23 protein-coding genes are annotated in these 19,412 nt (G+C 61.5%); 9 read left to right on the top strand and 14 right to left on the bottom strand.

What is annotated here, in order from left to right:
- Position 1: 1 nt before the first annotated feature.
- The 5 genes from AC1REK_RS06040 (at position 2) to AC1REK_RS06020 (ending at position 5,714) form a co-directional block, all read left to right on the top strand.
- Positions 2-1,693 (top strand): thiamine pyrophosphate-binding protein, encoded by a 1,692-nt coding sequence (locus AC1REK_RS06040; RefSeq protein WP_492270320.1) that lies wholly within the window; start codon positions 2-4, stop codon positions 1,691-1,693.
- A 124-nt stretch (positions 1,694-1,817) separates the two neighbouring features.
- On the top strand, positions 1,818-2,843 hold the full coding sequence (locus AC1REK_RS06035) for an extracellular solute-binding protein (RefSeq protein WP_492270321.1): 1,026 nt from the start codon (positions 1,818-1,820) through the stop codon (positions 2,841-2,843).
- A 122-nt stretch (positions 2,844-2,965) separates the two neighbouring features.
- On the top strand, positions 2,966-4,063 hold the full coding sequence (locus AC1REK_RS06030; protein WP_492270322.1) for an ABC transporter ATP-binding protein: 1,098 nt from the start codon (positions 2,966-2,968) through the stop codon (positions 4,061-4,063).
- Positions 4,064-4,071: 8 nt separating this feature from the next.
- Complete coding sequence (locus tag AC1REK_RS06025) at positions 4,072-4,926, top strand: ABC transporter permease (RefSeq protein ID WP_492270323.1); 855 nt, start codon at positions 4,072-4,074, stop codon at positions 4,924-4,926.
- Positions 4,923-5,714: an ABC transporter permease gene (locus tag AC1REK_RS06020; RefSeq protein ID WP_492256101.1), complete on the top strand. Its 792-nt coding sequence runs from the start codon at positions 4,923-4,925 to the stop codon at positions 5,712-5,714. Before AC1REK_RS06025 ends, AC1REK_RS06020 begins: the two co-directional genes overlap by 4 nt.
- A 419-nt stretch (positions 5,715-6,133) precedes the next feature.
- Here the strand turns inward: AC1REK_RS06020 and AC1REK_RS06015 are convergent, their stop codons facing one another.
- The 7 genes from AC1REK_RS06015 to AC1REK_RS05985 all read right to left on the bottom strand — a co-directional run bounded on the left by AC1REK_RS06015 (position 6,134) and on the right by AC1REK_RS05985 (position 11,176).
- A complete protein-coding gene (locus AC1REK_RS06015) occupies positions 6,134-7,927 on the bottom strand; it encodes a thiamine pyrophosphate-requiring protein (RefSeq protein WP_492270324.1) in 1,794 nt (597 codons plus the stop codon).
- A 33-nt stretch (positions 7,928-7,960) separates the two neighbouring features.
- Positions 7,961-8,200: a DUF2171 domain-containing protein gene (locus AC1REK_RS06010; protein WP_066467555.1), complete on the bottom strand. Its 240-nt coding sequence runs from the start codon at positions 8,198-8,200 to the stop codon at positions 7,961-7,963.
- A 365-nt stretch (positions 8,201-8,565) separates the two neighbouring features.
- Positions 8,566-9,198 (bottom strand): DUF6766 family protein, encoded by a 633-nt coding sequence (locus AC1REK_RS06005; RefSeq protein WP_492270325.1) that lies wholly within the window; start codon positions 9,196-9,198, stop codon positions 8,566-8,568.
- A gap of 61 nt (positions 9,199-9,259) precedes the next feature.
- Positions 9,260-9,637 (bottom strand): VOC family protein, encoded by a 378-nt coding sequence (locus AC1REK_RS06000; protein WP_492270326.1) that lies wholly within the window; start codon positions 9,635-9,637, stop codon positions 9,260-9,262.
- A 188-nt stretch (positions 9,638-9,825) separates the two neighbouring features.
- A complete protein-coding gene (locus AC1REK_RS05995) occupies positions 9,826-10,425 on the bottom strand; it encodes a cysteine hydrolase family protein (RefSeq protein WP_492270327.1) in 600 nt (199 codons plus the stop codon).
- Between the two features lie 58 nt (positions 10,426-10,483).
- The gene (locus AC1REK_RS05990; protein WP_492270328.1) at positions 10,484-10,924 is read right to left on the bottom strand and encodes a hypothetical protein; all 441 of its coding nucleotides are present in this window, start codon (positions 10,922-10,924) and stop codon (positions 10,484-10,486) included.
- 3 nt (positions 10,925-10,927) lie between these two features.
- Positions 10,928-11,176 carry a hypothetical protein gene (locus AC1REK_RS05985; protein ID WP_492270329.1) on the bottom strand — a complete coding sequence of 83 codons (249 nt, stop codon included), beginning with the start codon at positions 11,174-11,176 and terminating at the stop codon, positions 10,928-10,930.
- A 224-nt stretch (positions 11,177-11,400) separates the two neighbouring features.
- Between AC1REK_RS05985 and AC1REK_RS05980 the strand changes: the two genes are divergently transcribed.
- Positions 11,401-12,423 (top strand): sensor histidine kinase, encoded by a 1,023-nt coding sequence (locus AC1REK_RS05980; RefSeq protein ID WP_492270330.1) that lies wholly within the window; start codon positions 11,401-11,403, stop codon positions 12,421-12,423.
- A 240-nt stretch (positions 12,424-12,663) separates the two neighbouring features.
- Here the strand turns inward: AC1REK_RS05980 and AC1REK_RS05975 are convergent, their stop codons facing one another.
- On the bottom strand, positions 12,664-13,167 hold the full coding sequence (locus AC1REK_RS05975) for a YciE/YciF ferroxidase family protein (protein WP_492270331.1): 504 nt from the start codon (positions 13,165-13,167) through the stop codon (positions 12,664-12,666).
- Positions 13,168-13,893: 726 nt separating this feature from the next.
- Between AC1REK_RS05975 and AC1REK_RS05970 the strand changes: the two genes are divergently transcribed.
- Complete coding sequence (locus AC1REK_RS05970; protein WP_492270332.1) at positions 13,894-14,190, top strand: GNAT family N-acetyltransferase; 297 nt, start codon at positions 13,894-13,896, stop codon at positions 14,188-14,190.
- Between the two features lie 3 nt (positions 14,191-14,193).
- On the opposite strand, the gene AC1REK_RS05965 is transcribed toward AC1REK_RS05970, so the two are convergent.
- Together AC1REK_RS05965 and AC1REK_RS05960 are read right to left on the bottom strand one after the other, a co-directional pair.
- A complete protein-coding gene (locus tag AC1REK_RS05965; protein ID WP_492270333.1) occupies positions 14,194-14,643 on the bottom strand; it encodes an HD domain-containing protein in 450 nt (149 codons plus the stop codon).
- 2 nt (positions 14,644-14,645) lie between these two features.
- Positions 14,646-14,897: a DUF768 domain-containing protein gene (locus AC1REK_RS05960; protein ID WP_492270334.1), complete on the bottom strand. Its 252-nt coding sequence runs from the start codon at positions 14,895-14,897 to the stop codon at positions 14,646-14,648.
- A gap of 472 nt (positions 14,898-15,369) precedes the next feature.
- Here AC1REK_RS05960 and AC1REK_RS05955 point away from each other — a divergent pair, with 472 nt between their 5' ends.
- Positions 15,370-15,597 (top strand): hypothetical protein, encoded by a 228-nt coding sequence (locus AC1REK_RS05955; RefSeq protein WP_492270335.1) that lies wholly within the window; start codon positions 15,370-15,372, stop codon positions 15,595-15,597.
- A gap of 73 nt (positions 15,598-15,670) precedes the next feature.
- Here AC1REK_RS05955 and AC1REK_RS05950 read toward each other — a convergent pair whose 3' ends face one another.
- The 4 genes from AC1REK_RS05950 to AC1REK_RS05935 form a co-directional block, all read right to left on the bottom strand.
- Positions 15,671-16,480: an exodeoxyribonuclease III gene (locus AC1REK_RS05950; RefSeq protein ID WP_492270336.1), complete on the bottom strand. Its 810-nt coding sequence runs from the start codon at positions 16,478-16,480 to the stop codon at positions 15,671-15,673.
- Positions 16,481-16,548: 68 nt separating this feature from the next.
- Positions 16,549-17,178, bottom strand: coding sequence for a hypothetical protein (locus AC1REK_RS05945; protein WP_492270337.1), 630 nt, complete (start codon positions 17,176-17,178; stop codon positions 16,549-16,551).
- A complete protein-coding gene (locus AC1REK_RS05940) occupies positions 17,175-17,348 on the bottom strand; it encodes a DUF6894 family protein (RefSeq protein WP_492270338.1) in 174 nt (57 codons plus the stop codon). The genes AC1REK_RS05945 and AC1REK_RS05940 overlap by 4 nt, the downstream gene beginning before the upstream one ends.
- 247 nt (positions 17,349-17,595) lie before the next feature.
- Positions 17,596-18,252, bottom strand: coding sequence for a YoaK family protein (locus AC1REK_RS05935; RefSeq protein WP_492273790.1), 657 nt, complete (start codon positions 18,250-18,252; stop codon positions 17,596-17,598).
- A 973-nt stretch (positions 18,253-19,225) separates the two neighbouring features.
- On the opposite strand from AC1REK_RS05935, the gene AC1REK_RS05930 reads away from it, so the two are divergent.
- Positions 19,226-19,411: a hypothetical protein gene (locus AC1REK_RS05930; RefSeq protein WP_492270339.1), complete on the top strand. Its 186-nt coding sequence runs from the start codon at positions 19,226-19,228 to the stop codon at positions 19,409-19,411.
- Position 19,412 lies beyond the last annotated feature (1 nt).

The raw sequence follows: 19,412 nt of genomic DNA, 5'->3' as shown, positions 1-19,412 counted from the left end.
CATGGTGATGAGAAAAGGGAGCGAGATCCTCGCCGACGAGCTGAAGCTCAACGGCGCCGAGATCATCTACCACGTTCCCGGCGAGAGTTTCCTCTGCGCGCTCGATGCGCTCGGGGTCCGCTATCCCGAGATCCGCGCGATCAGCTGCCGCCATGAGAACGGCGCCGCCCAGATGGCCGAAGCCTATGGTAAGCTGACCGGCCGCCCCGGGATCGCTTTCGTCACCCGCAGCCCGGGCGCGACCAACGCAGTCAACGCCGTCCACACCGCCTATCAGGATTCATCGCCGATGATCCTGATCGTCGGGCAAGTGAAGCGCGCGCTAATGGAGCGCGAGGCTTTCATGGCCTACGACTTCCGCACCATGTTCGCGCCGATGACGAAATGGGTCGCCCAGATCGACGACCCCAGGCGCATCCCGGAATTCGTGCAGCGCGCCTACCAGACGGCGATGACCGGGCGGATGGGGCCGGTCGTGCTGGTGGTGCCGGAGGATGTGTTCGAGGAGGAGTGCGAGATCGCGCCGGGCAAGCCGAGCGTCCCGGCCTCTGCCGGCGAGCCTTCGGACGAGGTCGTCGCGCAGATATTCGCCATGCTCTCGGCAGCGCAGCAGCCGCTGCTGATCGTCGGCGGCTCCGGCTGGACGGAAGGGGCCCGAGACGACATCCAGGCCTTTGCGCTCGCTAACAACGTCCCAGTCGTCACCACCTTCCGGCGGCGCGACATCATCGACCACCGTCTGCCCTGCTATGTCGGCGAGATCGGCATCGGCTCGAACCCGGCGCTGCTGGCGCATGTCAAGGACGCCGACTTCGTCATCATGTGCAACGACGCCCTCAGCGACGTGAACACGATCGGCGCCGGCTACATGGAAGGGTTCACGCTCTTCGACATCCCGGTGCCCAGGCAGAAATTCGTCCACGTCACCCGCAGCTTCGACGAGCTCAACCGGGTGTTCCAGGTCGATCTCGCCTTGCTCGCCGACAATGACGCCTTCGCCCGCCGGCTCGCCGGGCATGCGCCGGTCGATCATGCCGCGCGCGGCGCGTGGACGGCGACCTTGCGCAAGACCTTCGAGATCGAGACGACGCCACGGCCCTGCCCGGGCGAGATCGACTTGCCGAAACTGATGAAGTGGCTGCGCCAGCGCCTACCCGAGGACGCCATCGTCACCAACGGCGTCGGCGCCTATGCGACCTGGAGCCAGCGCTATTTCGCCCATTACCGGCTGCACACGCAGCTCGGCCCGATCAGCGGCTCGATGGGTTACAGCTTGCCGGCAGCGATCTCGGCCAAGTTGCTGCATCCCGAACGGGTCGTCGTCGATTTCGTCGGCGATGGTTGCTACCAGATGAGCTCGGAGGAACTGGCGACGGCCGTGCAGTACGGAGCGGCGGTGATCGTCGTGCTGTTCAACAACAACATGTACGGCACGATCCGCATCCACGAGGAAAACCGCCTCGAGGGCCGCGTCAACGGCACCCAGCTGGTCAATCCCGACTTCCACGCGCTGGCGCTGGCCTATGGCGCCCATGCCGAGCGCGTCACCCGGACCGAGGAGTTCGCGCCGGCCTTCGAGCGCTGCCTGGTGTCCGGCAAGCCGGCCTTGATCGAGATGTGCGTTGACCAGGAAGCGATCCACTCGCGCTACTCGCTGACCGATCTCAGGAACCGCCGTAAGGCGAAGCACTGACTGCCCCTGCCGCCAAGGGCGGCAAGCTCTTCCGGCGCCGCCCAGACGGCGCCGGCCATTCGAGCCTTCCGACAGAAGAGGGCTGCTGCGGATCTGACTGCAACCAAGAATCGGGGACACCATGATGAACAGGACGATTTCGGCTTTGCTGCTCGCCGGGACGCTCGGCGCGTTGACCTCTCCTGTGATTGCTCAGGAATGCAAGCTCAGGGTCACCACCTGGGGCGGCAGCTATCAGAAGACCTATGAATCGGTCGCTGCCGGCTTCGAGAAGGCCCACAACTGCAAGATTGAGTGGGTCGTCGGCGCCAGCCCCGACCATCTGGTCAAGGCGCGGCTCGGTCAGGTCGACGTCGCCACCAACACGCTGCTGAACTCGATCGCAGGCGAGAAGGAAGGCCTATGGCTGGCCCTCGACAAGGCCAAGATCCCGAACATGGCGAACCTATATCCGAACGCTGTCCACTCGCCATATACGGTCTTCGTCAATGTCGGCGACTACGTGCTCGCCTACAACGCCGACAAGGTGAAGGCGGCGCCGACCAGCTGGGATGAGCTCTGGAAGCCGGACTACAAAAACCATGTCGTCATCTACGGCTTCGAGCACATCCCGACGCTCAGCCTGACCGTGCAGCAGGCCGAGCGAAACGGCGGCGGCATCGATAATATCCAGCCCGGCCTCGACAAGATGGCGGCGCTGATGAAGAGCGGCAACCTGATCGGCTCGCTCGACGTCGAAAGCCAGATGGTCTCGCTGTTCCAGACGCAGGACGCCTGGCTCGGCATGCTGGCGACGGGGCGCATGAAGGAGTTGCTGGAAAAGGGGGCCAAGAACGTCAAGTTCGCCCGCCCGGCCGAAGGCACTTTCCCATTGATCAGCACGATCAATATCACCAAGGCTGCCAAGGATCCGGCAAAGGCGCAGGCCTTCGTCGATTATGTCCTGAGCCCCGAGGTCCAGATCGCCTTCGCGACGCGCAATCTCTACGCCCCGACCGTGCAGAATGCGCCGATCCCCGCCGATTTCCAGTACCGCGACTTGCTGGTTCAGAACGAGCAGTTCAAGCGGCTGTTCCTGCCCGATCAGGAGAAGATCACGGCCAACAAGGCCAAGTGGCAGAACCAGCTCAACCAGATGACGAGCAAGTGAGCGCGCTCGCAAGCGCCGGCCGGGCGAGCTCGCCGGCGCCACACTCCTCGCAAGGCGTCGCCCGTTCGTCGGGCGCGCCGGTCCAGGCTTCTACGACGCCTTTATCCGGCAAAGCGGATGACATGAACGCATCACAGGACAAAGCCATCCAGGTCGCTTCCGTCTGCAGGCGCTATGGCGACGTCATGGCGGTCGACGACGTCTCCTTCGAGGTCGGGCATGGCGAGTTCGTCTCGCTGCTCGGCCCAAGTGGCTGCGGCAAGACTACGACACTACGGATGATCGCCGGCTTCATCATGGCGAGCGATGGCACCATCCGGGTCAATGGCCGGGACGTCACCCATTTGCCGCCTGAGAAGCGCGAGGTCGGCTTCGTCTTCCAGAACTATGCGCTGTGGCCGCATATGACGGTCGCGGAGAACGTCGCCTTCGGTCTCAAGCTGCGCAAGCGCGACCGGGCCTTCATCGCCCGCAGGATTGAGGAATCGCTCGGGGTCACCGGGCTATCCGGTTATGAGGACCGTCTGCCGCGCCAGCTCTCCGGCGGCCAGCAGCAGCGCGTCGCCCTGGCCCGCGCGCTGGCGCTGGAGCCGCAGCTCCTGCTGATGGACGAGCCGCTCAGCAACCTCGACCGCGCCTTGCGCGTCGCGATGCGGCGCGAGCTGAAGCAATTGCAGTCTCGTCTGAAGATGACGACGCTCTACGTCACGCATGATCAGGAAGAGGCGCTGTCGATGTCCGACAGGGTGGTGATCATGAATCGCGGCAAGATCGCCCGCATCGCCCGCCCGGCCGAGGTCTATGACGATCCGCAGTCGGAGTTCGTCGCCGATTTCGTCGGCACCACCAACTTCTTCGATGGGGCGGTCACCGCAGCGTCCGGCGGGGTCCTGACGGTGCGCACCCGCGGCAATCTCGATTTGCTCGTGGCGGCGCCGGGCTCGATCGCCGCCGGCGAGCAGGTGCGTGTGCTGCTGCGTCCCGAGCGTATCCTGATCTATCCGTCCGGGCAGGACGGGCCCAACGTCTTTCCCGGCCGGATCAACTTCGTCGAATATTACGGCCCGACGATCCGTTACACCGTCCAGCTCGATGGCGGCGAGAGCGTCTATGTCGAGACACATCAGGCCGGCGGCGTCGCCGCGATCGGCGATGGCGTCCGCATCGGCGCCGAGCCTGGCGATTTCAGGCTGATCCGCAGCGAGGGAGGCCGGCCGTGAGGAAGGGGATGGCGGCTTCGCTCCTGCTCGCTCCGGCGATGGTCGCGCTGCTGATCTTCGTGGTCATGCCGCTGCTCTGGGTGGCGCGGACCAGCTTCAACCAAGGCGTCGACGGCGCCTACATGGTCTCCGCCCTGACCATCGACAATTACGTCCGCTTCCTCGGCAGTCCCTGGTACCTGATCAACACGCTCTGGTTCTCGATCCGCATCGCCATCATTGCCACCGCGATCTCTGTGCTGCTCGGCTACCCCGTCGCGCTCTACATCGCCCAGACGCGCGGGCTGCAGAAGAGCATCCTCATGACGATGGTGCTGGCGCCGCTGCTGATCGGCCTCGTCACCCTGGTCTATGGCTGGATCGTCATCTTCCGCGGCGGTGGCCTCCTGAACTCGCTGATGATTGCGATCGGCGTCTATGACGAGCCGGTCCGCTATATGTGGGATCTCAAGGGCGTGATCATCCTGCTGGTCTATATCGGCATGCCCTATATCGTACTCTCGCTGCTGGACTCGATCGAGCGCATCAACCCCTCCTTCGTCGAGGCTGCGCGCAATGTCGGCGCCAATCGCTGGCGCGCCTTCTGGAGCATCAGCTTCCCGCTGACGCTGCCCGGCCTCTATGCCGGTCTGGTGATCGTCTTCACCCTGAATTTCTCGGCCTTCGCGGTGCCGCTGATGGTCGGCGCCAACGACACGCAGATGATCGGCCTCGTCATCTATCGCGAGGCGCTGCTCAACAACGACCTGCCTTTCGCGTCGAGCCTATCGGTGATCATGATTCTGGCCAATGCGACGATCTTGACCGGCATGTCCTTCCTGTTCGGCAAGTTGATCCTCAACCGGCTGGAGGCCAAGCGATGATGCGGCTCGATCTCGGCTCGTTGGTTCTGCGGCTCGTCACCTATCTGGCGATGGGCTTCCTGTTCTTCCCGATCCTGATCACCCTGATGGTCTCGGTGAACCCGCAGGAGTTCATCCTGCCGCCCTCCGGCTTTACGCTGGAATGGTTCCGCCAGGCCTGGACCTCCGACAATTTCGTGCGGGGGATGGGGGTCAGCCTCTGGCTCGGCGTCGCGGCGACGCTGATCGCCAACACGCTCGCCTTCATGGTGGTGCTGGCGATGGTCCGCTACGATTTTCGCGGCAAGGCGCTGATTAACCTGCTGATCATGTCGCCGCTCTTGATCCCGACGACGATCTTCAGTCTCGCGCTCTATGTCTTTTTCGCTCGGCTCGGCTTCGGCTCCGGCATTCCGGCGCTGGTCATCGGGCATTCGATCCATGTCCTGCCCTTCGCCGTCCGCATCCTGACGGCGAGCATGCAGAACTTTGACCTGTCGCTTGAGGAGGCTGCGCGCAATGTCGGGGCGGGGCCGGTCAGGACCATGGTCTCGATCACTCTGCCGGTGATCCGGACCGGGCTGGTCTCCAGCCTAGTGCTCTGCTTCGTCCTATCCTGGAACGACTTCCCGATCTCGGTCTTCCTGGCGCCCGCTGGCTGGACGCCTCTGCCGGTCGAGCTCTTCTCCTATATCAAGTTCCAGTACGACGCGGTCGGCGCTGCGCTCGCCAGCTCGCTGATCCTGATCTCCATCGTCGTGATGGTCGCGATCGACCGGCTCTCGGGCCTGCGCCGCGTGTTGCGCTGACCTTACTGGGATGATGATCCGCTATCTACTCGCAGTTCAGCGGTTGGCTGGTCAGTGCACGACTTTCTTATGCGTGGCGAAAACTCGCGCCGAAAGGGCGGACCATGGGATCGCGGCGTGGCACTCCGTTGGCTTAATTCCCCGGCGATTTCGGCAGCAACGGCAGACCGGATCCTTAGTGCGCGGGTAAGACGCGCCAAAAGTGTCAGTCGTTCGTCCGGGCGAAATGCGCCAATTGCTGACATTGGCGGTTTTCCAATAAGCCGACCTTCAGTGCGGAGAAGCCCGAGCGGAAGCGCCTAATTTTTCGTCGGCGCCTGGAGCCGATATTTTAGGTCGGCTCCAGGCTTGATCGGTTATCATAGGCGCGAAGTCGGCCACCGTCGCCGCACGAACCAACAGTGCTGCCGGCTCGACTCTCAGCGACCTTTCGACGTGGGAAGTAGCGTGCCGAGCAATGCACGGGCAGTGCTCTTCACAATGTTGCCGGCTTCAGGATCCCCGCTCGCGACTGCTCCTGCAAACCCGCGGGCTTGATCAAAGGTTATGTGAGGCGGGAGAGGTGGCACGTTCGGGTCGGTGACCATGTCCAGAACGTAGGGGCGATCGGCCGCAAGCGCTTCGTCCCAAGCGGCGCCCACTTCCTCCGGCTCGCTGACGCGTCGGCCGCCCAATCCCATCAGCTTCGCGATCTCGGCATAGGGCAAGTCAGGAAGATCCTGGCTGGCCGGCCATTTTGGGTCGCCTGCCTGGATGCGCTCTTCCCAGGTGACATAGGCGAGCTCCCGATTGTTCAGCACCATGACGATCAATCGCGGATCGGCCCAGCGCTTCCAGTATTTTGCGATCGTTACTAGCTCGGTGATGCCGTTCATCTGCATCGCGCCATCGCCGACCAAGGCAATCGCCGGGCGATCTGGATGCGCGAACTTTGCCGCGATCGCATAGGGAATGGCGCAACCCATCGTCGCAAGCGTGCCAGAGACGGAGCCCATCATTCCCCGGCGGAATCTTAGATGCCGCGCGTACCAGACTGTTGTGGTGCCGCTGTCCGCGGTGACGACGCAGTTTTCCGGTAGACGCTCAGACAGCTCGGAGGCAACACGCTGGGGGTTGATCGGAGATGCCTCGATAAGGGCGCTGTCGCGGGCTTCCTGCCAGCTCTCGCTCACGTTTGCCTCGATCGCTGTTCGCCACTCATCGGCAGACTTCGGCCCTAAGAGTGGCAGCAGAGCTTCAAGTGTCGCGGTAGCATCGCCAATGAGGTTTACGTCCATCGGATATCTAAGCCCGAGCATGCCGGGGTCGATATCGATCTGAACGCCGCGCGCTTGGCCGGGTTTCGGGAGGAATTCGGTATAGGGAAAGCCCGATCCGACCATGAGCAGTGTGTCGCAGTCCTGCATCAGGTCCCAACTTGCCTTCGTGCCCAGCAGGCCGATGGACCCAGTGCAGAAGGACACGTCGTCGGGCACCGCAGCCTTCCCGAGCAAGGCCTTGGCAATCCCGGCCTTCAGCTTGTCGGCGGTCGCCAACACTGCGTCAGTGGCACCAAGCGCGCCGGCGCCGACCAAAATGGCAACTTTCTCGCCGGCATTGAGCACGCCCGCAGCGCGGTGAAGGGCATCCAATGACGGCACGACCGGAGATAGTTCAATCCCCACCCCAGAATGCGTCATGCCATGCTCTCGGGATGGCTCGACCATCGGCTCGAGCTGCAGATCGTTGGGCAAGATTACGCAGGTGACGCGACGCTCCGCCTGCGCGATCCGAAAAGCACGATCAATCAGATGAGGGACCTGAGCTGGGACCGACGCGGTCTCGATATAGGCGCCAGCAACGTCCTTGAAGAGTGATTGGAGGTCCAGATCCTGCTGGTAGTGGGATCCAATCGCCGATCGCGCTTGCTGGCCGACTATGGCGACCACCGGGCGGTGATCGAGCCTTGCATCATAAAGCCCGTTGAGAAGATGCACGGCGCCCGGACCCGAGGTCGCGAGGCAGACGCCGACCTTGCCGGTAAAGCGAGACTCGCCGGAAGCCATCAGGCTCGCGGTTTCCTCATGACGAACCTGAATGAACTCGATGTCGTTCTCGCGGCGCTGCAAGGCAGCGATGAGGCCGCCAATTCCGTCTCCGGGGTAGCCGTAGACGCGCGTGACGCCCCATTCGAGAAGACGGGTCCAGATGAAATCCGAGACGGTTCGGGTCATTCTGTTCTCCGGGTCAATATCGGGGGGCAAGTGCTAGGCGCTTTCGTTGGACCAGCGTTCCATGGCTTCGGCTGCGGGGATGATCAGTGAGATCGTGTCGCCCTCGATGCCCACCACGAGCCCAATGTCGAGGTAGTGGTGCATCCCACCTGAGGCAGGATCGATCTTCTTCAGCTTCAGAAGCTGTCCAGAAAGGCTATCGACGGTCCCGACGTGCGCGCCGTCCGAACCCACGACTTTGAGTCCTTCCCGTATTTGATCCACGAACATCATGGCTGACTCTCCCGACAGTGATAGGCGCTCACTGAGGGGAACGGCCTATCGGCGCAGTATGTTCCGTGCGGACGGCAGCAAGTTCAGTGGCTCGCGCCCCAGGGGCTGGGGATTCCGCAGCTGATGAAGCAGACCGTGATGGCAACGAGCACCACAGTGAGCAACCAGAGCGCTGTTGAGGAGAACATCAGCAGCAGGCTTTATCAATTGACCACGCGAGCTAACCGCGTAGGCGGCTTTGGGTTCCACGCTCACGCAGTTTCTAGCAGGCGTCGGTCACGCAATCACACGGGGGCGTCCGATCTCGCGAGCTATGGCGACCTCTCAAAGAAAAGCGGCTCTGCGCGGCAGCTTTCCCCCTCCAGCTAGTCTCCAGTGTCTCGATGGGCGGCGCCCACCGGCTTGGATTCTGGCGAACGTCGATGCCGAAGAAATATCGAAAGCAAGACCAATACGGCGGTCGACAGGAACTCTGATTGCCAGTTCTGAAATGATTCAAACCAGAGTTGAGAATCGCCGAGATAGCTCAGAATGGATTGTGCCTCCCTTCCATGCAGAGAGGCTTCCTGGTTGGCGTTAATGAGGCTGAACCAGCAATGGAGGACAAAGGACGCAACAAACAGAAACGCAAGTGCAAGTCCGAGGGAGTGTTCATAGAGCCATCCTAGCGAGGGATAGTGCACCCGCCAAGCGACGGCGTCGTTCTCTCTCTCCGGAGCGTCAGGATCGCGAGATTCTGCCGAGCCTCGTTGGAACAGGATTGCGGTAAGCACGACGAAGACCGCCATCTGAAGAAATTCGCTCTCCCAGTTCTCAAAAAGCGCCGAAAGAAATGCGCCTCCAAGCAAATAGCTTCCGAGACTAACTGTACTTTGAGCATGCGCGGCCAGCTGCTGGTTGTGCGCTGCGTGTCCGGTCAGTGCCATGCCGCCGAGAGACGCTATGAACATTGCCAGGAGAGCCAGGCTAAGACCGTTGTCCCGGAAGACACGCTCCACCCCTCGAATTCCGGCTGTGGACAGGCCAGCATGGCCGGACGTCTGAGCTCGGCGCCGACCGCTATTTGCCATTGTGCGTAACCGCTTCGATCTTGTTGCCGTCGGGGTCGAGCACAAACGCGCCATAGTAGTTGGGATTGTAGGTCGGCCGGAGCCCAGGAGACCCTGCGTCGGTGCCCCCATGCTGCAAGGCGATCCTGTAGAACTCATCGACTACAGATCGGTCGCCCGCATCGAAGGCGATGTGTACGCCGTTTCCGGCCGAGGCAGGAGCGCCATTAACGGGCGTCTCCAAGCTAAATATTACTCCTGACACACCGTAGTCTGCCGACTCTTCGGAGGATCTGATGAGCCGCAGGCCGAGCACTCCGAGCACAGCATCATAAAAGGCACGGCTTTGACCAACATTGTTAGTGCCCAGAGAGACGTGGTGGATCATGACCGTTCTCCTGCGCTCTCCGGTTCGGGGTTTTATGCTCGCCAGAGAACTCGCGACCAGCCCCGGGATAGCATCCATGGCTGATCTCCCTGACCCAACCTAGAACGCTACTGGGCAGGATTGGTTCGCGGCTTTGGTGACGCCCCCGGCGAGCGTCGGAGCAGGCCGACCGTGTGCGGGCGCCAGTGTCATTGCCAGCGATCCAGAATTTCATCTGTTGTGGCCGCCGCGACCTGTTGGCTGAAGCGTTCCCGAAACAGCGCCAGCAGAGCATCATGGCCTGCATCGGAGTAACTGCAGACCGCGTCGGTCGCGATAACGACCTTGTATCCGTGATCGACGGCTCCCAATACCGAGGAGAGCACGCAAACGTCAGTCTCCGCGCCCGACAGAATAACGGTATCGATTGACCGTTGGCGGAGATGGGCGAGCAATCTGCGGCTTGCAAAGGCCGAATAGACTGGCTTGTCGAAAACCCGCGCCGGCGGCGTGAACCGAGCGAGTTCCGGGAGCAGATCGAGCAAGCTGGCATTGAGACGGTCGCGTGTCGTTTCCGGCCAGCGATGATAGAAGTCCTGCCAAGCTCCGAAGGTCTCCTCCGCCGACGCCGGAGTTATGAACCGTGTGAAAATGGTGGCTTGCGGGCGGCGCTCCGCCAAGGCGACACATTGTGGCAGAACGCGAGCCATCCATGGGGTGGACCAAGGACCTTCGGGCCCAAATAGCCGCTGCATATCGATACACAGATGAAGGGTGTTGGTTGTCAGATCAGGTAGTTGTTCGCCCACGAGGTCATTCCCCGACAATCGCTACCGGTCAAAAGGCGAGCTTTTCGGCCCAAGATGTTCAATCGATGTCGCCATCCTGCTTATCAACGATGGTTCGACGGCTATCCCTGACAAGGTAGATCACCAGTCCCGCGCACGCGGCCCCTGCGCCCGCCGACGCAATTGCTCCCAGGCGTCGGATCGAATAGGGCGCGGGATAGGGTGGGGTGCTGAAAGGAGAGGCCTTCTCGAGCTCGGAGGTCATCGGCCTTGGCTGGCGACGCAGATAGCCAGCGACCCCTACAAGCAGCCCCGCGGCAGCAAGCAACCCGGCAGCGATCGTAAGGCTCGCAAGCACCGGGCCGTAGCGAAAAGCCAGCGCTGCCCGTCCGGCATCCAGCGCGTAGCCGGCTGCGAACACAAGGATCAGACAGCCTGCAGCCAGCAAGCCGTAAACGGTGAAGGCGCGGGTGAGAGCGGCCTTGATGCGTGCCGAGGCCAGGACCGCCAAGCCCGCCATAACCTACCTCGACATCCAGATGCCAAGAATAAAGCCGGCAGTCGCGGCCCACCCTAACGCCCGCAACGGCCGATCTCGAATCTCTTCGACAATCAAACGTTGCAGTTCGGTGGCGCGATCTCTCGCGGCCTCGGGTAACTCGCCGTCATCGTCGAACTGCTTCAGCCTTGATGAAGCGGAGGCAGGGGTCTTGCCTGGAGCGTCAGCGTCCGCATGCTGGGACATGGTCTTGAAGCCGTTTTCGGTATCCATGATGGCATTCCTTTTGCGCTAGTAGCGAGGCGCTCCATCGTGCTGGCCTAACTATTACGGCCCCCCTCTGTTCCAAGGGGCGCCAGAAAGGACCGTCAGCTTCGGCCGTCGGGCTTTCCTTAGAATTACTCCGCGACCAGCGCCCCCTGGCGCGGCGCTGTCTTATGACTTTGCGGAGAAGGGGTTTGGCTGCGTAAGCTTGGTTATCGGCGGACCAGAGTGACATGGCAGAAGACACGAGCGAATCGGCAGAGTGCAGGCTGCGCGCGCGAGAAGCAGAATTCGCCCGTATTCAGCGGATAGGCCAGATCGGCGGCATGGAGGTCGATCTGCGGGGCAACAATTTCAAGAACGTGCGCTCACCAGAGTATCTGGTCGTGCATGGCCTGCCGCCCGACGCAACCCACGAGTCCCATGAGGCCTGGGTAGCCCGAATTCACCCGGAAGACCGTGACCGTGTGCTGAGCCACTTTCTTGCGACAGTAAACGGGCCGGAAACGGAGTATGAGGTCGAATATCGGATCATACGGCCCAGCGACGGACAGACACGCTGGATTCTCGCGAAAGCAGAAATAGTCCGGGACGATGCGGGAGCTCCCCTACGCCTGATCGGGGCTCACATCGACATTACCGCTCGCAGGCGGGCTGAAGAGCAGCGTGAGCTGGTCTCCCGCGAACTGTCGCACCGCATCGCCAACATCTTTACCGTCGTCAACAGCCTCGTTCGCATGGCAGCGAGGTTCGAGCCCACAAACAAGGAGTTCGCGGAGAAGCTCGAAAGTCGGCTGCAATCATTGCATCGCGCTCACGCTTTCGTCTCAAGAAAAGAGGTTGGAGATGGGGGGGTAAAGTCGCTCCTCGCGCGCCTTTTGGAGCCATACCAAGGCGCTTCGGGCCGACGGGTTTTGATCGAGGGGGACGATGCCATTGTGGGCCCGAACGCAGCGACGGCGTTGGCTCTGGTCTTTCATGAGCTTGCTACCAACGCCGTGAAGTATGGCGCCCTCTCCACAGGTGATGGATCTGTCTACGTCGCGGTGGATGCTGCGGCTGGGCAGCTGCGACTGCTATGGCGCGAAGAGGGAGGCCCTCAAATTGTCAACGCGCCCACCGGTCCAAACGGTTTCGGGAGTGTGTTAGTTGAGAGGGCTGCACGATCCCAGCTAGGTGCAACAATGACCTATGAATGGCGGCCTGCAGGCCTGTCGGTAACAGTCGAAGTGAGGCTGGCCGATTTGTCGCGCTGAGTGCCCCTTCCGATCTGCCGACAGGCCGCTTTGGCGCAATCTGGTGGCGAGGTTTCGACCGCCTTAGAACGACTGATACGATCGACTGAGTGGGGATTGCACCGGACAGTTCCGTATGACCATGGCTGCGATCAGTTTGGGTTTCGCAGCTGGGCCCCAAAATGCTCTGCCCCTTGAGCGGAAGGGGCACAAAGGTCGAGCCGCTGCTCACCAAATCGGGGCAGCGGCCCAGGGACGTAACTAGGCGGCCTTGCGATTGATGTTGCTCATGGCCAGCCGCGAGAGCTTCTCGTCGGTTGCGGCCTCCTCGTCGAGGTTCCGCTTCAGCAGAGCCGCGCAGTCACTGCGACCCAACTGATTGGCCCAAGCGACCAGCGTTCCGTAACGGGTGATCTCGTAGTGCTCGACAGCCTGAGCCGCCGCTATCAGCGCCGCATCAAGAACTTGCTTGTCGTCAACCTCGCCGGCGATCTCGTTTGCCTCCTCCAGAATGCCGTCGATCGCCGGGCAATTCACACCCTTCTCCTCGACGCCGTGCAGCCGGAAAACCTCCTGGAGCCGCACGATGTGCTGTTCCGTCTCTCGGAGATGTGTCTGGAACCCCTGTTTCAGATCCGCATTCGTCGCCTTGTCGACCATGTCAGGTAAGGCCCTGCGAATCTGATGCTCCGCATAATAGATGTCGCGCAGCGTATGGACGAAGAGATCGTCCATGTTGGCAATGTCCTTGGAAAACCAGCCCATGGCGGCGCTCCCTTGTTTGTGGGCTCCCCCCGCTGCCGGGCTGAACCGGTTGCGCGCCGCCTTGTTCCGGATCGGCCCTGGATATTGTGCCGGCGAGACTGAAACTTATGACGCGGCTCGACGCCCTCGCGCTCACGTCAGCGTGCTGCTCGCGTCCGGCGGCGGTCTCGCCGCGCGAAAGAACGGTCGCGCGGCGAGGCAGATGCGCGAGCAGATGGGCACGGCTGAGCGCGATCGGCGAGTACGAATAGGACGCAGGAGGGCATGAAAGCCGCAGATGTTCCAGAGCGGCAGGCCAGGGCGTCAAAGGCGCCGCGTGGCGCTGGTGGCTACGATCTCAAGTCGGCAACCGAAGTGTTCCGGAGTTCCGTCCTAGAGCCCCTAACTGGTTGTCGCGAGATTTGGGAAGGGCGCGAGACGACGACGTGCCGATTGCCGCTTTCGTGTTGGCAGGCCTCTCGATAGAACTCGAGGGGAATTAGACAGCGACGCTCGCGGGCTTGTCGCAATGTTCGGCTCGCTTGGGCTGGCCATGGCAACACTTCCTACGCAACTTCGGAGTGAACCGCTGAGAGCGCCGTCGTTCCCGCGCTCGCGAATGGTAGGCCGTCCGGGTACCGGATGAGCCCGCAAGAATGCATGGAAAATGCTCTCTGGCCTAAGGAACTCGCGCCGAGCGCCAGGGTTCAACTGGTAGTCAAGCTTCGTGCCGTGGAGACAGTCCTGATGGAAGCACCTGTCATCCGAGACGAGCCCAACCATACCCGGTTCGTCATGACGATTGCTGATGGCGAAGCTTTCGCCATCTATCGACGAATTGAGAAAGCGCTGGTTATTTCACACACCGAGGTGCCGCGCGCCGCGCGCGGCCGCGGAGTCGGCTCGCAGCTTGCTGGCGCGATATTCGATCATGCCCGCAAACACGGAGATCGGATCGTTCCCGCCTGCTCGTTCATCGCCGATTGGGCAAGGCGCCATCCTGAGTACAAGGACGTCCTGGTTCACCCTAACAAGGGTAATTGAGGTTCAGGCCGCTCCTAGCACCTCCAACGCACCCTCATATTTCGCCAACAGCTCTGACCTCTCGTCTGTCGGCATCATCGCTAGCCTAGCGTGACTTAGGTTGTCCTTGAGATCCGCGACCTTCACCGGCTTGGCGAGTTCGTTCGCAGCAGCACGGAGGATGAATTCGCGATAGGGTTCGCCTTCCGGCCGAGTCAGGGCTTCGACGGCCTCCACGATTGCCTCTGAGAAGCCTTCACCTCGGAGCTCTGTAGCTGTTATCGCGCTGTCCTCGATCACATCGTGCAGAACGGCGATGATCGCCCGTTCTTCGTCTCGGGCTCGAATAAAGCCGAGCGCGACCCGAAGAGGGTGTGAGATGTATGGTGCGCCGGCCTTGTCGGTTTGGCCCGCATGGGCGGCGGCGGCGATCTCGATGGCCCGCTCCAAGTTACCCATCAGCTTCCCCTCCAAGCTTAGTCCTTGCTGTCGCGGGACGTTTCCTCGTCATTCAAGGCGGATTTCATCGCCGAAGCGATCTGACCAGCGAGGTCTGGATACTCCTCCGCGATCTCTCCCTCGGGGATTCCGGCAGAGGCAGCGTCAAGGAGCAGTTGCTCTGCGAGATTGCTATTCCGCTCATCGGGGCTTTCTTCGTCGTGGTAGACACCTGGCTGGATCCGCTCCGCAAGCCATTCCTCGACGAAGCTCATCGCGCGTGCTGACATTGCCCTGCTCCGTTGGCTCACTTCTGGCTGATGAGCATCTTCGAATAACCACCTTGAATCGGTCGTCATTTCGAGGTCGATTTCATCCGAAAATTCAATAGCATAGAGCCGCCGATGGCTCTGATGTCCGGCAAATTTCCGGCGTGAGGACTGTGTGCCGTCGGCCGCCGCCGGTATCCAATCGGGCATAGATTCACAACGCAGAGCTTTAGCGGAGGTTGCAAGAGATCGCGGGCTGGCGCCGCTGAGCCGGTCAAAGCTGCGTCGTCAACCGATGCGTCGTCCCGGTTGAAGTCAGTGACGCGCTCGGGCGTGCGGCTTGGAAACCTCGGAGCCAAAGACAATAGACAGACTAGACCGCTCGCTTCAGCCTGACAGCCACCGGAGGTAATCCCCCTGATCTCGGCTTTCGGCCCCTCCCGAACGGAACGGACACACGGACAATGCGTTGAAGCGCCGCTGGGAGTGCTTCATGCTAATCAATATTGAGATCAGAACATCCGGCGAGTGGGATGCTGCAAGCCGCCTGATCGAGCGACTGCTAGGTGCGATCGAAGACAGTCCAGAAGAAAGAAAGCTGCGGATGTTGATCGCGGCGACAGAAGCTTGGGACGTAAAGTGCAAGCGGGCACTACTTGCAGAGGCGAATCCATTTTGTGCGCAGGACGAGGCCCAAGCGCAGCAGAACCGCTTACGCTGAATCACGCTCGCAATTGGCGAAAAGGGTGGGGCTGGGTCGACCGCTCAAGCCATCTCGTGGCCTAGGGCGGCCTTTAGCGGTCTAGGAGCGCCCAAGTAGGCGCATGATCGCTTGCGCCCTCTTGACCCCGTTCGCCCCGATCGACGCCAGCGTCTAGCAGTCTTCTCGCAAGGGTGGGACTGAGCAAAATGTGGTCGAGCCGCAACCCGGCATTTCGCTGCCAACGCTGCCGCTTGTAATCCCAGAAGGTGTAGATGCGCTCTGTTGGATGTACTGATCGAACTGCATCAGCCCATCCTTGCTTAAGGAGTCGGTGAAACGCTAACCGGCTTTCCGGCTGGATCAATGCATCATGGTCCCAGGACCTTGTCGGATAAATGTCGAGATCGGTCGGAGCGACATTGTAGTCGCCGGCCAGGATGACGGGGACGCCGGCGGAAATCAGGCGAGCTGCATGCGCATGAAGTCGCTCGAACCAGGCGAGCTTGTAGGCGAACTTCGGCCCTGGCTGCGGATTTCCATTCGGCAGATAGATGCAGCCGACAAGAATGCCCCGGACCGCAGCTTCAATGTAGCGGCTTTGGCGGTCGATTGCGTCGCCTGGTAGCTCGGTTTGCGTAAGTACGGGGTCTGTTCCGCGCGCGAGGATGGCAACGCCGTTCCAGGTCTTCTCGCTCCTCCAGACGACTCCATAGCCACTCGCGCGAATCTCGGCTTCGGGGAACTCACGATCCGCGCATTTGAGCTCCTGAAGGCAGACAATGTCAGGCTGGGCCCGCGCGAGCCAATCCAGCAGATTTGAAAGCCGCCTTCTGATGTTGTTGACGTTGAAGGTCGCGACCGCAAGGCGACTGGTTCGATCGAGTTCTAGCGTGCGAGCCATAAGCGCGAAACGGTGCAGGGCGCCGACGGTTCCAGCGGACCGCGGGGGGAAGTCGATCTCGAGACGCGCTATTTCCTCGGGGTGCGAAGCAAACCTTCTGCCGCGAAGACATCCCAACCCTCTAGCTTCGATCCGGAGGCGTCATCAGCGGATCCGGCGCGACCCGATCGGCTGATTGTCTGTAAGCCAGTAAGTCGACGTTTGGCGGCCGCGCGCTTGCGGTTCTCGGCGCTCATCGCGGCATCTTCTTGGCGCCAGATCGTTGGGAGATCGCGATCGAGAATGTCTTCAATGTGCTGGGTATCGAAAACGTGAAAGGTCACCGCCTTGGCCCGCCCCCGCATTTTCACTGTTCGCGTCCCGGCGCTTTTAAGCCGAGACTGCTTCATCCATTTGTGGCGCTCGCGAGAGGAGATTCCGAGAATGTCTTCCACTTCGCTAGGGAGCACGGGGTAAGCTGAGATCTCCTCAATAGCGGTCGCGATCTTGGCCGAGGCCGCGCTGAACGCCTCCTTTTCCTCGATTGGCAAGTGCAGAACCGCCTGGTTGCCGTCGACGCGAAGAAAATTACGCATCTTCCAGGGTAGGTGTCTCCGAAGCTCGCGCTGGATACCAATTGCCCTCACTGTCGAGCCGAGGCTCGCTAGTGGCGGCAATGGCCACTCCGCGACGAGTTCGGAGGGAGGCGGGGTCTTCATTTCAGGGAACGCTCCGGCACAGCATCTCTGCCGCGGCGGATATGCTGGTGGGCCAGTTCGGCTAGAGTCCGCAACGCCAGGCTACCCGCCGCGTCGTCATTCTCTAGATCTTGGCCGCCTACATCGACCCTGTCGGACTGGGCATTGAAGATATCGAAGTAGTGCGGCATTGTGGTAGACCTTGGAAACACACAGCTCTGGTCGGACAACCGATGAGCCGAACACTCCTACGAGCTTTCAAAGCTCCCAGTGCTTGGACGCGAACCACGACAAGGCTGCTACAGCGAGCATTCCAGCGGTGACGAAGAGCGCATCTTCCATGCCATCCTCCCGACATTGAGAGGAATGAAGCTGGAGATTAAAAGTTCCCGTGAAGAACGGGTTCGGGCGCGAGGCAATGAGCCTCAAGGCGCAGCGCTATGGTCGTTTGTCGATCCGGACGAAGGTCGGCCAAACGAATCCCAGGAGGATCGCCGCGAGCGGAACTGTGAACACGTACCCGAGCTGCGCGAAGCCGACGGCCCCGACAATACCTCCGGCGAAGAACATGCCGACGACGCGCAGCAGGATGGCGAGCTTGCGCCTGTCCGCGGCGACGGTGCGGGCGCCAGGCAGGCCATTGCGCCGGTTCCAGTAGAATAGCTTGCCCATCTCGATGCCGATGTCCGTGACCATCCCGGTCAGATGGGTGGTGCGCATCCGGGCACCAGAGATCTTTGTGATGGTGGCATTCTGCAGGCCCATGATGAAGCAGAGTAGTGGCGCGGCCAGCAGGAGAAGACCGGGAAAGCTGCTGCTGGCGCTGCCGAGCGCGCCGAACAGCAGAAGCAGGGCGGCTTCCAAGCCGAGCGGGTAGGCATATTGCCTCCCAGGAGCGTTGCGCCGCCCCCAATTGATCAGGACGGCCGAACAGGCAGACCCCGACACGAAGGTCAGGAGCGCGGTGACACCGACCAGCACGATCCCAAGCGAACCCAGGACGAGATTGTCCGCTATCGAAGAGACAAACCCCGTCACATGCGAGGTGTACTGACCGACGGCCAGAAAACCGCCGGCATTGATAGCACCTGCAATGAACGCCAGGGTGTTCCCCAGGAATTCATCGGTGGCGAGGGTGCGCTTGTGAGCGGCGACCCAGTGAAAGATGCGAAATCTCGGCAGGATGGCGGTCTTACTCGGTCTTGGCTCGAATGCTGAAGCGATCCATTGCTGGTGTGCAACGGATGCATCAAGCGTTTCGGCGCACTCCAGCTATGCAGGTTCAGAGGTAATCGGCTAGCCGGACTGGGCGTGCCCTGATCGATGCCGGGAACTGGCTCACAATCGCGCTCGCGCGACAGGCAGTGGCTGATCGTCCGTATCGCCTAGGAAAATATGTCATTTGACGGTGCGCGACCGGCTCAAGGGCGTAAGCTTTGGTGATGAGCGAGCTTCCCGTCAGTCTGGTTCCCGGACTTGTAGACCGGTTCGGTGCTCTCCGGGGTGCAGTCGAAACCGCCCTCGAGGCTTTGGGCGCGAATCCGGAGAGTGCGGTTGACATGGGGCGCTTCATTCGAGCGCAGAAGGATGCCGTCGAAATACTGCGGGAAGTTACGGCGATGCAGGATGGCACGGTTCTGGGTGGCCAGGCCGTAGCACCTCTGGAGCCATCGCCGACGTGATCGGGATTCGCTTCGCGCCCTAGCGGCGTGACGCTTGCCGCTGGTCATTCGAACCGCGGATGTACCGGTCGCTGGACCGAGCGGCAGGCTGATTACCGAGTTGCAGGTGCGTCATGGAGCATGGCCGCGTGGAGTACATCGCCCGAGCATTGGCGCGCTCGGCTGGCTTCGACCCTGACGAGCTGATCCTGCCCGATACGTTGGTGTCGCATGCCGTCTCAATGACGCCGGCAGCCGATCCCATGCCGGCATGGCGGAGATTTCTCCACGCCGCGCAGATGCACTGCGATGCGAGAACCGATCTCGGGGGCCCACTGACCAAGCTGAAGCGCCGGCCAGCGAGAAGCGCATCGATTTGATTTGTGAAACCACAAGGACCCGGCTCGATGACGAATACGCCCGGTGGACGTAGTCCTCACAATCCGTTCACCCGTGCCCTCGATCGCCTTGTTGAGGCAGATCGCGTTGAGGCTGAGAAGCGTGCGGAACGCGCCGCTCGACGAAATGCCGTCGATCCCAGCCAGCAACCCACGGCGGAGGGGATCGTCGAGTTTCCGCGCCGCAACCGCTGAG

This window comes from Allobosea sp. GW823-FHT02B03 (genome assembly GCF_058797755.1).
Note: the sequence above shows the minus strand (reverse complement) of the source record. Positions and strands in the feature narration are given on the sequence as shown.

Excerpts from the sequence above, each read along its gene's own strand:
- AC1REK_RS05980 (WP_492270330.1), top strand. The coding sequence starts at position 11,401 with ATGGCAGAAGACACGAGCGAATCGGCAGAGTGCAGGCTGCGCGCGCGA.
- AC1REK_RS05990 (WP_492270328.1), bottom strand. The coding sequence starts at position 10,924 with ATGGCGGGCTTGGCGGTCCTGGCCTCGGCACGCATCAAGGCCGCTCTC.
- AC1REK_RS06040 (WP_492270320.1), top strand. The coding sequence starts at position 2 with ATGGTGATGAGAAAAGGGAGCGAGATCCTCGCCGACGAGCTGAAGCTC.
- AC1REK_RS06035 (WP_492270321.1), top strand. The coding sequence starts at position 1,818 with ATGAACAGGACGATTTCGGCTTTGCTGCTCGCCGGGACGCTCGGCGCG.
- AC1REK_RS06010 (WP_066467555.1), bottom strand. The coding sequence starts at position 8,200 with ATGATGTTCGTGGATCAAATACGGGAAGGACTCAAAGTCGTGGGTTCG.
- AC1REK_RS05940 (WP_492270338.1), bottom strand. The coding sequence starts at position 17,348 with ATGCCGCACTACTTCGATATCTTCAATGCCCAGTCCGACAGGGTCGAT.
- AC1REK_RS05930 (WP_492270339.1), top strand. The coding sequence starts at position 19,226 with ATGACGAATACGCCCGGTGGACGTAGTCCTCACAATCCGTTCACCCGT.
- AC1REK_RS05985 (WP_492270329.1), bottom strand. The coding sequence starts at position 11,176 with ATGGATACCGAAAACGGCTTCAAGACCATGTCCCAGCATGCGGACGCT.
- AC1REK_RS05945 (WP_492270337.1), bottom strand. The coding sequence starts at position 17,178 with ATGAAGACCCCGCCTCCCTCCGAACTCGTCGCGGAGTGGCCATTGCCG.
- AC1REK_RS05970 (WP_492270332.1), top strand. The coding sequence starts at position 13,894 with ATGGAAGCACCTGTCATCCGAGACGAGCCCAACCATACCCGGTTCGTC.
- AC1REK_RS05975 (WP_492270331.1), bottom strand. The coding sequence starts at position 13,167 with ATGGGCTGGTTTTCCAAGGACATTGCCAACATGGACGATCTCTTCGTC.
- AC1REK_RS06000 (WP_492270326.1), bottom strand. The coding sequence starts at position 9,637 with ATGATCCACCACGTCTCTCTGGGCACTAACAATGTTGGTCAAAGCCGT.
- AC1REK_RS06025 (WP_492270323.1), top strand. The coding sequence starts at position 4,072 with ATGGCGGCTTCGCTCCTGCTCGCTCCGGCGATGGTCGCGCTGCTGATC.
- AC1REK_RS05950 (WP_492270336.1), bottom strand. The coding sequence starts at position 16,480 with ATGGCTCGCACGCTAGAACTCGATCGAACCAGTCGCCTTGCGGTCGCG.
- AC1REK_RS06015 (WP_492270324.1), bottom strand. The coding sequence starts at position 7,927 with ATGACCCGAACCGTCTCGGATTTCATCTGGACCCGTCTTCTCGAATGG.
- AC1REK_RS06030 (WP_492270322.1), top strand. The coding sequence starts at position 2,966 with ATGAACGCATCACAGGACAAAGCCATCCAGGTCGCTTCCGTCTGCAGG.
- AC1REK_RS05955 (WP_492270335.1), top strand. The coding sequence starts at position 15,370 with ATGCTAATCAATATTGAGATCAGAACATCCGGCGAGTGGGATGCTGCA.
- AC1REK_RS05960 (WP_492270334.1), bottom strand. The coding sequence starts at position 14,897 with ATGTCAGCACGCGCGATGAGCTTCGTCGAGGAATGGCTTGCGGAGCGG.
- AC1REK_RS06020 (WP_492256101.1), top strand. The coding sequence starts at position 4,923 with ATGATGCGGCTCGATCTCGGCTCGTTGGTTCTGCGGCTCGTCACCTAT.